The following is a 12,698-nucleotide window of genomic DNA, read 5'->3' on the forward strand; positions in this document are numbered from 1 at the left end:
GACAGCATGGCATCCAAGGAATCCCTCCCCGTTGCCGTGATCGGGGCCGGGCCCGTGGGCCTGGCCGCCGCAGCGCACCTGCTGGAACGCGGGCTGGAACCGCTGGTCCTCGAAGCCGGCCCCGCGGTGGGCTCCGCCATCCGGGAATGGGGGCACGTCCGGGTCTTCTCCACCTGGAAGTACAACCTTGACGCCGCCTCCGTCCGGCTCCTGGAACGCAACGGCTGGGCAGCGCCCCGGCCCACCGCGCTGCCCTACGGTGCCCAGATCGTCTCCGACTACCTCGAGCCGCTGGCCGCAACGCCGGAGCTGAAGGACCGGATCATGACAGCGTCCCGGGTTGTCGCCGTGACCCGGCAGGGCATGGACAAGGGGCGCAGCCAGGGACGTGACCAGGCGCCGTTCCTCCTGCGCATCGAGCACGACGGCGGCAAGGTCACCGAGGTGCCGGCCCGCGCCGTGATCGATACGTCCGGAACCTGGAATACACCGGCGCCGCTGGGAGCCTCCGGGCTTCCCGTCCCGGGCGAGGCCGCGGCCCGTGCCGCCGGCCTGGCCACCGGACCGCTCCCGGATGTGTCCGCCGGCGGGTTCGCCGGGCGCCGGACGCTGGTCATTGGCTCCGGACATTCGGCCGCGAACATGGTGCTTGACCTTGCCCGGCTGGCCCGCGCCAACCCCGGCACCGAGGTCTTCTGGGCCATCCGCGCTGCCACCCCGGCCCGGGCCTACGGCGGCGGGGACGCCGACCAGCTGCCCGCCCGCGGCCAGCTCGGCGCCAGGCTCCGCACCGCCGTCGACACCGGGGCCGTCCAGCTCCTGACCGGCTTCCACACCAGCAGCATCGAGGTGCAGGGCGACGCCGTGACCGTGCACGCCGCGGACGGCCGCAGCGTGGAGGTGGACCGGGTCATCCCCGCCACGGGGTTCCGCCCGGACCTGGCCATGCTGTCCGAGCTGCGGCTGGACCTGGACCCGGCCGTCGAGGCGCCCAAGGCATTGGGCCCGCTGATCGATCCGGACTTCCACAGCTGCGGCACGGTTCCGGCCCATGGGGCGTCAATCCTGGCCCAGCCGGAGAAGGACTTCTATCTCGCCGGGATGAAGTCCTACGGCCGGGCGCCCACCTTCCTCATGGCCACCGGCTACGAGCAGGTCCGCTCCATCGCCGCCGCCCTGGCCGGGGACACCGATGCCGCCGACGCCGTGGACCTCGAGCTCCCGGAGACCGGTGTGTGCTCCACCAGCATCCCGGATGACGCCGCGGACACTGCTGGAGGCTCCTGCTGCGGAACACCGGCCCCGGTGCCGGTGACCATCGGCTTCGCAACTGGCCTCCAGCACGGCCGCACGGGTGACGCTGCACGCGCGTGAGCTTGTGTACTCCAGCCCAGTTACTCCCGGTCCCGGTGGGGCTGGTGCCGCGGCGCGCGGTGGGCCACGGCGCGGCGTGGTGGTGCCGAAAGAGTAACTGGGCGGGAACGCGCGGTTGCTGCCCCTGACCCAGGCCAACGCCGCTCAGGGAGCGGACGGGTCTCCCCAGTTGATGCCGATGGAGCGGCCCCGGGCGAAATGGGCGTTCGCGATGTCGTTGACTTCGCGCAGGCTCTTCCCCGGATGGGCCAGCCGGATCCACTCGTAGTCCCACTCCTGCATATCCCGAACACGGCTGACCTGCTTTTGGGCCCGCATCCGGGCTGTGAGGTCATCGCCGGCAAGGACCGGGCGGGGCGGGGCCACGACGGGCTGCGGCTTGGGCGGGGGCACGCGGGCCGGGCGGGGTGGCGCCTTTGTTGAGCGCACCAGTGCCACGGTCAGTGCAACCATGCCCGCAGCAATCAGAAGGACCCACCAGTACTGGATGATGAGGGCAATGACGATGAGGACAAGGAAAGGGGCACACCCGAGGGTGCCGCCGCCCTTGCTGCCTGACCGGCGTCGCTTTGTGGCCATGGTGCGTTATCCAACTTTGCGTCGACAGATTGACGGAACATCTTCACTCTCGCACCGGGAAAGCGCAGTGTCATGAGTACTTGGTACTCGATTTTGCGATGCCCGATTTCGTTGCGGCCCAGGGTTGCAGCTCCCCAACTGGGTCGCATTTGTTGTCGTTTTGACGCCCCAGAACGACAACAACTGCGACCTAGTTGGGTCAGTCGGTGATGTCCGTGCTGGTGCTCAGCTCCTGCCACTCGTCCAGCTCGGCGCGTTGGGCGTCCGCTACCATGCCGAATGCGCCGAACGCGTCCGTCCCCAGGACCAGGAGGCCCGGCGGGTTGCCGGATTCGACGACGGCGATGATCGCCCTGGCTGCCTTGTCCGGGTCCCCGGGCTGGTTGCCGTGCGCGGTGTCGTGTTCCTTGCGGCGCTTGCCGGCGGTGTCCGCGTAGTCGCCGATGGGCGTCGCGGACTGCGTGAGGGAGCGGCCGGCGAAGTCGGTCCGGAAGCCGCCGGGTTCGATGGCTGTGACGTTGATGCCCAGCGGCTTCAGCTCGTTCCGCAGCGATCCGGACATCCCCTCCAGGGCAGCTTTGGTGGCCGCATAGTAGCCGGAGCCGGGCGGGGTGATCCGGGCGCCGATGGAGGAGATGTTGAGGATGGACCCGGACTTGTTGGCGCGCATGCCAGGGACCACGGCTTTGATCATGTCCACCGCGCCGAAGAAGTTGGTGTCGAACAGCTGCCGGATATCGGCGTCGGCCGCTTCCTCCACCGCGGCCCGGTAGCCATAGCCGGCGTTGTTCACCAGCACGTCGATGCTGCCGAACTTGTCCCCGGCTGCCTTCACGGCCGCGCTGATCTTCGCCTTGTCCGTGACGTCCAGGGCCAGGGGGAGCGCGGTGTCCGGGAAGCCGGCCGTGATGTCCTGGACGGTTTCCACCTTCCTAGCGGTGACGACGGCGTTGTGCCCGGACGCGAGCACGGCCTCCGCGAGTGCCCGGCCAAGTCCGGTCGAACAGCCTGTGATGAGCCACGTTGCCATGGGTTTTCCTTTCGTAGGGTTGGGAGATAGGTGCGGCCCGGCACTTAGGCGCCGTGCCGCCGTCGTGCCTGTGCCGTCAGTTCCTGGGCGCCGTAGCTGTTGTCGTCGGGGTTGACGGTGACCCCGGGGGCCACCAGCTGGTCGATGCGGTCCAGGACCTCGGGGGCCAGTTTGGTGTCAGCGGCCGGGAGGTAGGACTCCAGCTGCTCCATGGTGCGCGGCCCCACGATTGCGGCGGTGACGCCGGGGTGGTTGATCACGAACGCGATGGCCAGCTCGATCATCGTCACGCCGGCCCATTCGGCCACCTGGGCGAGTTCCTCCACGATGTCGAGCTTGCGCTGGTTGGCGGGCTGCGACATGTCGAACCTGGCGCTGGGCCGGGCACTCGAGGCGGGCCTGGACGCGGAGTCCTTCCGCCACCGCCCGGAGAGCCAGCCGCCGGCCAGCGGGCTGTAGGTCAGGGTGCCCATGCCGTGGCGCTGAACCGTGGGCAGGACGTCCTCCTCAATGCCGCGGGTCAGGATTGAGTAGGGCGGCTGCTCGGTGACGAACCGCTCCAGGTTCCGCTCCCGGGACGCCCATTGCGCCTCCACGATCTGCGAACCGGGGTAGGACGACGAACCGATGTAGCGCACCTTGCCCTGGCGGACCAGGTCGGTCAGGGCGCCCAGGGTCTCCTCCACATCCGTGTCCGGGCTGGGCCGGTGCACCTGGTAGAGGTCGATGTAGTCCGTGTTCAGCCGGCGCAGGGAGTCTTCCACGGCACGCATGATCCAGCGCCGGGAGCCGCCGCGCCGGTTGGGGCCGTCCCCGTCCACGGGCATGAAGAACTTGGTGGCGAGGAAGACGTCGTCGCGGCGTCCCTGCAGCGCCTCCCCGACGATCTCCTCCGATGCGCCGGCGGAGTAGACGTCCGCTGTGTCGACGAAGTTGATCCCGGCGTCGAGCGCGCGGTGGATGATGCGGGTGGCGTCCGCGCGGTCGTCGTTGCCCCAGGGGCCGAACATCATCGCGCCGAGGCACAGGGGGCTGACTTTCACCCCGGTGCGGCCAAGCGGGCGGTATTCCATTGCTTTTCTCCTTAGGCTTCGGGGATGACCATGGCGAACCGCTCCGGGCGGGCGACGTCCGGGTCGGGACCGCTGCGGGTGCCGGTGTCCAGGGCGTCGATGGCCGTGAGCTCCGCGGCGGTGAGATCGAAGTCGAACACGTCGAAGTTCTCCGCGATGCGGGCCGGGTTGGTGGACTTGGGGATGGCGGAGCGGCCCTGCTGCAGGTGCCAGCGCAGCATCACCTGGGCGGGGGTCTTGCCGTGGGCCTGCGCGACGGCGGCAATCGCCGGGTCCCGCATGACGTTCTTCCGGTTCTCGCCCCAGCCCGGGTAGAACGTGATGCCGCCAATCGGCGACCATGCCTGGGTGAGGATGCCGTGGTCTTCATCAACCGTCTGGACAGCCGCCTGCTGGAAGTACGGGTGCAGTTCGATCTGGTTGACCGCGGGGACCACGTCCGTTTCCGCCAGGAGCTGCTGCAGGTGGTGCGGCATGAAGTTGCTGACGCCGATGGCCCGCACCCGCCCGTCCTTCAGCAGGGTTTCCAAGGCCTTGTACGCGGCGATGGTCTTCGCGAACCGGTCCGGGGCGGGCTGGTGCAGGATGAGCAGGTCCAGCTGCTCCACCCCGAGCTTGCCCGCTGCCTTGTCCCAGGCGTGCAGTGTTTCGTCGTAGCCGAAATCGCTGACCCAGACCTTTGTTTCGATGAATACGTCGGAGCGGTCCAGGCCGGAGCGGCGGATTCCTTCGCCCACCTCGCGCTCGTTGCCATAGGCGGCGGCGGTGTCGATGTGCCGGTAGCCCACCTCGAGCGCTGTCTGGACGGCCGCCGTCGTCTCCTCCGGGGGACTTTGAAAGACGCCCAGGCCGAGCGCGGGCATTGTGATTCCGTTGTTGAGCGTGAGTTCCATAACCATGCCCTTCACGCTATGCGCGTGCGGAGCTTTGTGGGAGGGCTTGTCAGTCCCTCCTTCGTCAGGTTCGGGTCAGGTTCAGGTCAGGTCAGGTCAGTGTCTGGGCGACGGCGGCAGCGATCCGGTGGATCACGGCTGTCCGTTGCGGGACGTCCGTGAGATCGGTGCCTTTGGTGTAGACCACCAGGACCACGCTGCGGGTGGCCGTGGCCAGGATGGCGGCGTCATGCAGCTCGTCGTCGAGCAGCCCGTACTTGTGGAAGACGGACACTCCGGCGGGAAGGGCGGCGGGGATCAGGTCCTCATTGTTGGTGTCCTGCATGTAGGAAAGCAGCTGTTGGGTGTGCTCCTGGTTGAGCAGCTTCCCGCCGTACAGGTCAGCCAGGATCCGGGCCATCCCGGCGGTGGTCAGGGTGTTTTCCTCGGGGTCGTAGGACACGCCCATCGCCGCCGCATCAGCCCGCAGCCTGTCGTGCCCCACCGCGTCCGAGAGGAGGGCCCAGGAATCGTTGTCGCTGTCCTGGACCATCTCCTGGAGCTGGAAGCGCGCCGTGTAATCGCCCATGGGGTCGTCGAGGGAGGCGTCGCCGGCCTCCACCAACATGTAGTACGCCACCGCGGTCAGGACCTTGGCGGTGCTTGCCGCCTCGAAGGGCTCCTCCACCCCGTACTGCTTCAGCGCGCCCGAGTTCAGGTCCAGGAGCGCAACGCCCACCTGGTACTGGCTGTTGTCCGCCAACACCCCGTTGATGGCCGCATCCAGGGAACTGCTGTTTGGAGCCGAAGTGGGAGCGGAAGAGGGGAAAGCTGCCGTGCCGCCTTTGACGGCTGAGCTTCGCTGAGGCGCCAGCTGGAGCAGGAAGAGCACGGCTGCGGCCAGGAGGGCGACGAAGACCAGCGCCCTTGCGCAGCGGAAGTGCCGGCTCGGGTTTCGGGGCATGTTCACAGCCAGGAAGCTACCGGGGCCTCCTAAGTATCTGCTGTGAAAACGCCATGCCGGGCGGCGCGCAAGGGTGTGCGTCCCGGCGTGCCGGCCTGCCTCTAGGCACTGCGGCTTGCATTGGAGGGTGCATCGTCCTGTGGTCTGCGCGCGGTGAGGAGCTTGACGGCCAGCATCCCGGAAATGACGGCGAAGGGCAGCTCAACCAGGACAGCTTCCAGGATGGCGGTAACCAACGGCGGCCCCTGGGCGGCGGTTGTCACGTCGAAGAGGGCATCGATGCACAGGCTCGTGGAGAACGCTGCCGCGGTAAGCGCGGCGTAGATGCTGCCACGGAACAGGAAGACCGCTGTCAGCATCGCGGCGAGGGCTTCGAATGCGTCCAGGGCCAGCCAGGCCGTATTCCAGTTGTAGGCGACCGTCACGGACGGCATCGTGCCGCTCAGATAGAAGATCCAGACGGCGTAGAACAGGACCGCCGCGGCGGCGCAGGCGATGGCGGTCCGGCGCCACCCCAGGCCCCGGAGCCGCACCAGGATGCTCTTGCGGACACGCAGGACCAGCAGGATGGCCAGGAGGACCAGCCCTATCTTGAACCCGACGAAGTGGGGCCCCGCTGACCATGCAGGGTCACGGGCAACAGGCCACGCGGCCATTCCGGCTACGGCAGCAATCATCTGTGGACCACCTTCCGGTCAGACGGCAAGCTCTGCAGCCGTCTGCCCGGCCGCCCCGGCTGGAGAGGGTGCCTGCCCGCGCAGCGGGATGTGCCGGGGCGAGAGTCTGGCGTGGCCGGCGTCCTGGGCTGTCATGGGGATTCGTCCTAGCGTTTAGGTTGGGGTTTACTTACCGCGCGGTTAGCATGGTACTTACCGGCCGGTTAGTTAGCAAGAGCAGTGGGTTGACGGGGCCGGTCCGAAAGGAAAGCAATCACATGAGATCCACCAGTGATGCCCCCGTGCAGGGTGAGGGCGGGACGCGCGAAAATATCCAGGCCGTTGCCCTGCGCCTGTTTGCTGAACAGGGTTACGAATCGACGTCGATGCGCCAGATTGCCGAGGAACTCGGCTTCACCAAAGCGGCCCTGTACTACCACTTCAAAAGCAAGGAAGACATCGTCCGTGCCCTGATGGAGGCGATGCGCTCGCAGGTCACCGAGCTGCTGGAATGGGCACGCACCCAGGAACCCGGACCGGAACTCCGCCGCAGCGTCATAGCCCGGTGGACCGCGATCGTCCAGGCCCAGGGGCTGCGCATGTTCCGTTTCCTGGGTTCGAACTACCGGCTGCTCAGGGACATCAAGCCAGAATCCGGCCAACGCGGTGGAATGGCGGCGGCAGTGTCCGAGTTGTTCTCCATCGTCACCCCGCCCGGGGCCGGCGTGGAGGACCGGCTGCGCGTCCGTTTCGCGCTGCTGACCCTCAACATGCTTGGCCTGGCCGCCAGGGACATCGACGCCGACGAGGACGAGATCCTTGAGGCGGCGGCACGGATCTCTGCCGGCCTGCTCCCTCCCGGATTCTGAGAACGCAACAATTTCACTCCCCCTCACCGTCCTGCATGACTCCTTCCGTACATCCTGATGGGAACACCAAATGCCTGTGCCGATCCTGTCCACCCGCGACCTGACAAAGACCTACGGCCGCGGCCCCGACCGCTTTGACGCCCTCCGGGGTGTCTCCCTCGATATTGAGCGCGGCGACTCCGTGGCAATCGTGGGTAAAAGCGGGTCCGGCAAGTCCACACTGATGCACCTGCTGGCGCTCCTGGACACCCCCGGCAGCGGNGGACGGCACCGATGCCCGGAACCTCAGCGGCCGCAGGTTGAACGCCCTGCGCAACCAGATGTTCGGTTTCGTCTTCCAGCAGTTCTTCCTCAACCACGCCGCCAGCGTGCTGGACAACGTGGTGCTCCCGCTGAAGATCGCCGGCGTGGGTGCCCGGGAACGCCGGGCCCGCGGCATGGCTGTCCTGGAGCAGCTGGAGCTGGCCGACAAGGCCCGCAACAAAGCCGGGAACCTCTCCGGCGGCCAGAAGCAGCGCGTCGTCATCGCCAGGGCCCTTGCCAACAACCCGCGAGTTCTTTTCGCCGATGAACCAACCGGGAACCTGGACACCGCCACGGGCCGCGTCGTGGAGGACATCCTCTTCGACCTCAACCAAAACCACGGGATCACCCTGATCACGGTCACGCACGACCACGACCTTGCCGCCCGCTTCAACCGCCGCCTCTACATCCGTGACGGGCAGCTCATCACCACCGACGAGGAGCACGCGGCATGAACCCGCTGGAAACCCTGAAAACCGCCATCAGCAACAGCTTCCGCAGCAAACTGCGCACCACCCTGACCGTGCTGGCCATCTTCGTCGGAGCCTTCACCCTCACCATCACCAACGGGCTGGGTACGGGAATCTCCAACTACATTGACAGCCAGGTGGCAGCCGTCGGGGCAAGCAATGCCTTCACCGTGACCAGGGCAGACACCGGCTCCGGCCTGGGCTCCGGGCCCCAGAAATACGACCCCAACACCAGGGTGCTCGCTGCCGGGGGCCGCCCCGGATCCACCCAGGTGGCCCTCACCCAGGCCGACCTGGACAAAATCGGGGCTGTCCCCGGAATCACCGCCGTATCCCCGGTGACCCGGCTGAACACGGCCTACATCCAGTGGAACAACCAGGACAAGTACCAGCTGTCCGTGAGCGTGCTCGCAGGCGCCCAGCCACAGCTGGACGCCGGCCAGAACCTCGACGACGGGTCCCGGGCGCCGCAGATCATCCTGCCCTCAAGCTACGTGGCTGCCCTGGGGTTCAGTGATAGCGCGCAGGCAGTGGGCCAGGAGGTGACCATCGGCATCCCCGATGCCACCGGCACCATGCGGACCGTGACGGCCACAATCAACGGCATCGAACAAAACGCGCTGCTCAGCTCGGGCGGGGCGTTCATCAACAAGGCGCTTTCAACCGCCCTCGCACAGGCCCAGGCAACAGGGACGCCCGCCGCTTCAGCCCCGGTGTACACCACGGCCACCGCCACCTTCGCCCCCTCATCAGGGGCGCAGATTGCCGGGATGAAGAACCAGCTCTCCGCAGCCGGCTACTCGGCACAAACACTTGATGACCGGATCGGGACCGTGAAAACCGTCATCAACGGCATCATCGGCGTCCTGGACGCGTTCGCGGTCATCGCCCTGGTGGCCGCAGGGTTCGGCATCGTGAACACGCTGCTGATGTCCGTGCAGGAACGCACCCGCGAAATCGGCTTGATGAAGGCCATGGGCATGGGCAGCGGATCGGTGTTTGCCCTCTTCAGCACCGAAGCCGCGTTCATTGGCCTGCTCGGCAGCCTGATAGGGTCCGCCGCCGCAATAGCCCTGGGCACGGTAGTCAGCCATGCCCTGGCCCGCGGCCCCCTGAGCGATCTGGCCGGCCTGCAGATCCTGAGCTTCGCCCCGGGACCCGTTGCGCTGGTCATCGTCCTGGTCATGGCCATCGCCTTCATCGCGGGAACACTCCCGGCATGGCGGGCCGCCCGTCAAAACCCGATCGACTCCCTCCGCTACGAATAAGGCGGTCCGCTGGCGGCGGCCCCGGGAGGCACTGGCAGGACCCCGTCGTCGGGGGTACCGCCCGTGCCTCCTTTGCTGCCCGCCGGCGGCGTAGCGTGGAGGCCATGACCAACAGCGACGACGTGCGGAAGTTCCTGACCTCCCGCCGCGCCCGGCTCACGCCCGAGGACGCGGGGCTGCCCGCGTACGGTGGCAACCGGCGCGTGAAGGGCCTGCGCCGGGAGGAGGTGGCGATGCTCGCCGGGATGAGCATCGACTACTACATCCGGCTGGAGCGGGGGAACCTGTCCGGCGCGTCGGACAGCGTCCTGGAGGCGTTGGCGCGCGCCCTGCAGTTGGACGACGCCGAGACCGCGCACCTGTTCGACCTGGCCCGGGCGTCCACGGCTGCGCCGCGGGTGCGGCGGAAGCGGAGCCCGCAGACGGTGCGGCCCAGTGTGCAGCGGGTCATCGATGCGATTACGACGGCGCCCGCCTGGGTCCGCAACGACCGCGGCGATGTCCTGGCCTCCAATGAGCTGGGCCGGGCCCTGTACATGGAAATGATGGCCGACGCCGGCACCCCGCCCAACAGCGCACGGTTCACCTTCCTGAATCCGACGGCGCGGGAGTTCTTCCGCGACTGGGAGCGCGCCGCTGACGACATCGTTGCCGTGCTGCGTTCCACGGCCGGGAGGAACCCGTTCGACAAGGATCTTTCAGAGCTGATCGGGGAGCTCTCAACGCGCAGCGGGGAGTTCCGCGTCCGCTGGGCCCGGCACGACGTGAAGTACCACCGCACCGGGCGCAAGCGGCTGCACCATTCGATCGTGGGGGACCTGGACCTCACCTATGAGGCCATGGAGCTGCCCGCGGATCCGGGACTTCGGATCAACATCTACACCGCCGAGCCGGGGACGCCGTCGGAGGACGCGCTGAAGATGCTGGCCAGCTGGGCGGCCACGCAAACCTCCGTGGCGGGGGTTACGGTCCCGGAGAGCAGCTGAGCCGACTGCTCTTCAGTTCCTGCCGGCGAGCTGCTTGAGCTGCCGGTCGTGGATGTCGGGGCTTGGCCCACCGCGGGGGTCATCGAACGCGCCGCCGTCGCGAAGCGTCCGGAGGTAGGCGCGGTCGAGCTCGATGCGGGCGGCCACCTGGTCGCTGCGGGCGACGGAACCGTGGCCCGGGACGAGGATGTCGATATTTCCGGCTTCCGCCTCGAGGAGCTCCAGGGCGTCGAGGTAGTCCTGAACCGGATCACTGCTGCTGCCCAGGTCCAGGATCGGGATCAGGATGTCCGAGAGCATGTCCCCGGCCACCAGGACCCGTGCTTCCTCGATGACCAGCGCTGTATGGCCGGGGGCATGCGCGTTGTGCTCAATAAGGCGGACGGCTGGACCGTCCCACGGAACGTGCGTGCTGTCAGGTGGAAGGGCGGTGAGCTGCCCCAGGAGGTCAAGGGGCACCTGGCCGCTCAGGTCAGGCGGTATCACGGAGGCAAGCCGATCCTTCGCACCCGGGGCGAACAGCCGTTCCCCGGCCGTGGTTGCGCAACGGTTTCCGGCGTAGCGGGGGGCTTCGCCCAGCCCTGGATGCCAGAGCATGTGGTCCCAGTGGGGATGGGTGGAAAACCCGGCAACGACTGGCTGGCCCAGTTCGCGAAGGTCGGCGGCGAGGCAGGCAATCTCATCGGTGGTTATGCCGGCATCGATCACCAGCGCACCGGTGCTGCCCTGGACCACCAGGGCGTTGCTCTGCATGAACGAACTTTGATGCACATGGACGCGCTCCGCTATCTGCTGCAGCATAGGGCTCCTTCAGTTGTAGTGACCAACACCTGCTGGTGACGCTAATGCCTGCTTGCCCGCGCGGGAAGCCTCCGCGTTGACTCGTAAATAACCTCCGCGAAGGGGGATACGTTGCCTCATTAATAATCCTCCGCTTGGGTTGGCGGTTGCCGGGGTGGGCGGATGGAGGCTAGGCCGGGTGGATGGGATTGACGATGGCTGAGCGCAAGGCCGTGACGAAGCAGCTGGCCAGGTCCTATCGGGCCGGGGACAGGGTCCGGAAGGGAAGAATCCTGGACGAGGTCGTGGAGTTGACCGGCTGGCACCGGGATCATGCCCGGGCGGTGCTTCGGCATGCTTTGGACCCTCCGCGGCCCAGGCCGGTCAGGCCCGGCCGGGCACCGGTATACGGGGCGGATCTGCAGCCTGCTCTGGTGTTCTGCTGGGCGGTGCTGCGCGCTCCTGCCGGAAGGCTGCTGGCGGCGGTGATGCCAGAACTCGTCCCGATGCTGCGCGACGAGAAGGCCCTGGACATCACGGACGCCCAGGCGCAGCTGCTCGGGCGGATGAGCGCAGCCACGATCGACAGGCGCCTGGCCGGGGAACGGGCCAAGCTGCTGCCGCGGGGCCGGTCCCACACCAAACCCGGATCGCTGCTCAAGTCCCAGATTCCGATCCGCACGTGGGCTCAGTGGGATGACGCCGTGCCCGGCTTTGTGGAGATCGATCTGGTCGGCCATGAGGGCTCGAACAGTTCCGGACAGTACTGCTTCACGCTCACCGTCACGGACATCGCCACTGGATGGACGGTGAACAGGTCCGTGCCCAACAAGGCCCAGAGGCATGTCTTCGCTGCCCTCCAGCAAGCCATCTCTGCCTTCCCGTTCCCGGTGATCGGCATCGATTCGGACAACGGAGGAGAGTTCATCAACAACGATCTTTTCGACTTCTGCCAGGAACAACGGATCACTTTCACCCGCTCACGTCCGTATAACAAGAACGACGGGGCCCACGTCGAGCAGAAAAACTGGTCGAGGGTCCGTGAGCTGGTGGGCTACCTGCGCTACGACACCGCCGCGGAACTTGCGCTGCTGAACCAAATCTGGGAGCTGGACCGTACCTTCACCAACTACCTGCTTCCCCAGCAGAAGCTCGTATCCAAGACCCGCCACGGGGCCACGGTGACAAAGATCCATGACGCGCCGGCGACCCCCCACCGCCGCGCGGCCGCCGATCCTCACACCGAAAGGAAGGCGGCAACCCGCATGAACGCCGAGTACCGGAAAGTCAGACCCGCGGCCCTGTCCCGGCAGATCCTGGCCCTCACCGGGCAACTCGGAACCCTCGCCACCGCCAAGCAGCCAGCGCCCATCAAACCGCCAGTCAACGAGGACTGGAACCGCCGACCCAACCGGAGGTTTTCCAATGAGGCAACGTATGCCCCTTCGCGGAGGTATTGACATGAGGCAACAGG

The 12,698-nt window shown here is 67.3% G+C and carries 13 protein-coding genes and 1 pseudogene; 7 read left to right on the top strand and 7 right to left on the bottom strand.

Features of this window, described 5'->3' with window-relative positions:
- Positions 1-6: 6 nt before the first annotated feature.
- Positions 7-1,374 (top strand): FAD-dependent oxidoreductase, encoded by a 1,368-nt coding sequence (locus ACTJK0_RS03905; RefSeq protein WP_440744306.1) that lies wholly within the window; start codon positions 7-9, stop codon positions 1,372-1,374.
- 144 nt (positions 1,375-1,518) lie between these two features.
- Here the strand turns inward: ACTJK0_RS03905 and ACTJK0_RS03910 are convergent, their stop codons facing one another.
- The 6 genes from ACTJK0_RS03910 to ACTJK0_RS03935 all read right to left on the bottom strand — a co-directional run bounded on the left by ACTJK0_RS03910 (position 1,519) and on the right by ACTJK0_RS03935 (position 6,569).
- A complete protein-coding gene (locus ACTJK0_RS03910) occupies positions 1,519-1,953 on the bottom strand; it encodes a hypothetical protein (RefSeq protein ID WP_440744307.1) in 435 nt (144 codons plus the stop codon).
- Between the two features lie 199 nt (positions 1,954-2,152).
- Positions 2,153-2,983 carry an oxidoreductase gene (locus ACTJK0_RS03915; protein ID WP_440744308.1) on the bottom strand — a complete coding sequence of 277 codons (831 nt, stop codon included), beginning with the start codon at positions 2,981-2,983 and terminating at the stop codon, positions 2,153-2,155.
- Positions 2,984-3,027: 44 nt separating this feature from the next.
- A complete protein-coding gene (locus ACTJK0_RS03920; protein ID WP_440744309.1) occupies positions 3,028-4,056 on the bottom strand; it encodes an aldo/keto reductase in 1,029 nt (342 codons plus the stop codon).
- 11 nt (positions 4,057-4,067) lie between these two features.
- Complete coding sequence (locus ACTJK0_RS03925) at positions 4,068-4,949, bottom strand: aldo/keto reductase (RefSeq protein ID WP_440744323.1); 882 nt, start codon at positions 4,947-4,949, stop codon at positions 4,068-4,070.
- Positions 4,950-5,040: 91 nt separating this feature from the next.
- On the bottom strand, positions 5,041-5,892 hold the full coding sequence (locus ACTJK0_RS03930) for a serine hydrolase (RefSeq protein ID WP_440744324.1): 852 nt from the start codon (positions 5,890-5,892) through the stop codon (positions 5,041-5,043).
- 101 nt (positions 5,893-5,993) lie between these two features.
- Positions 5,994-6,569: a hypothetical protein gene (locus ACTJK0_RS03935; RefSeq protein ID WP_440744310.1), complete on the bottom strand. Its 576-nt coding sequence runs from the start codon at positions 6,567-6,569 to the stop codon at positions 5,994-5,996.
- A gap of 257 nt (positions 6,570-6,826) precedes the next feature.
- On the opposite strand from ACTJK0_RS03935, the gene ACTJK0_RS03940 reads away from it, so the two are divergent.
- The 5 genes and pseudogenes from ACTJK0_RS03940 (at position 6,827) to ACTJK0_RS03960 (ending at position 10,444) form a co-directional block, all read left to right on the top strand.
- Complete coding sequence (locus ACTJK0_RS03940) at positions 6,827-7,417, top strand: TetR/AcrR family transcriptional regulator (protein WP_440744311.1); 591 nt, start codon at positions 6,827-6,829, stop codon at positions 7,415-7,417.
- Between the two features lie 70 nt (positions 7,418-7,487).
- Positions 7,488-7,622, top strand: a pseudogene (locus tag ACTJK0_RS03945) (ABC transporter ATP-binding protein); the annotation flags it as partial.
- 94 nt (positions 7,623-7,716) lie between these two features.
- Positions 7,717-8,175, top strand: coding sequence for an ABC transporter ATP-binding protein (locus ACTJK0_RS03950; protein WP_440744312.1), 459 nt, complete (start codon positions 7,717-7,719; stop codon positions 8,173-8,175).
- Positions 8,172-9,458, top strand: coding sequence for an ABC transporter permease (locus ACTJK0_RS03955; RefSeq protein WP_440744313.1), 1,287 nt, complete (start codon positions 8,172-8,174; stop codon positions 9,456-9,458). The genes ACTJK0_RS03950 and ACTJK0_RS03955 overlap by 4 nt, the downstream gene beginning before the upstream one ends.
- Before the next feature lie 104 nt (positions 9,459-9,562).
- Entirely contained in the window at positions 9,563-10,444 is an 882-nt protein-coding gene (locus ACTJK0_RS03960; RefSeq protein WP_440744314.1) for a helix-turn-helix transcriptional regulator, read from the top strand.
- Between the two features lie 12 nt (positions 10,445-10,456).
- On the opposite strand, the gene ACTJK0_RS03965 is transcribed toward ACTJK0_RS03960, so the two are convergent.
- Complete coding sequence (locus ACTJK0_RS03965) at positions 10,457-11,245, bottom strand: MBL fold metallo-hydrolase (RefSeq protein ID WP_440744315.1); 789 nt, start codon at positions 11,243-11,245, stop codon at positions 10,457-10,459.
- 194 nt (positions 11,246-11,439) lie between these two features.
- Between ACTJK0_RS03965 and ACTJK0_RS03970 the strand changes: the two genes are divergently transcribed.
- Entirely contained in the window at positions 11,440-12,684 is a 1,245-nt protein-coding gene (locus ACTJK0_RS03970) for an integrase catalytic domain-containing protein (RefSeq protein WP_440744316.1), read from the top strand.
- Positions 12,685-12,698 lie beyond the last annotated feature (14 nt).

It is taken from the genome of Paenarthrobacter sp. 22069 (assembly GCF_052046035.1).
In the GTDB taxonomy this organism is placed as follows: Bacteria; Actinomycetota; Actinomycetes; order Actinomycetales; family Micrococcaceae; genus Arthrobacter.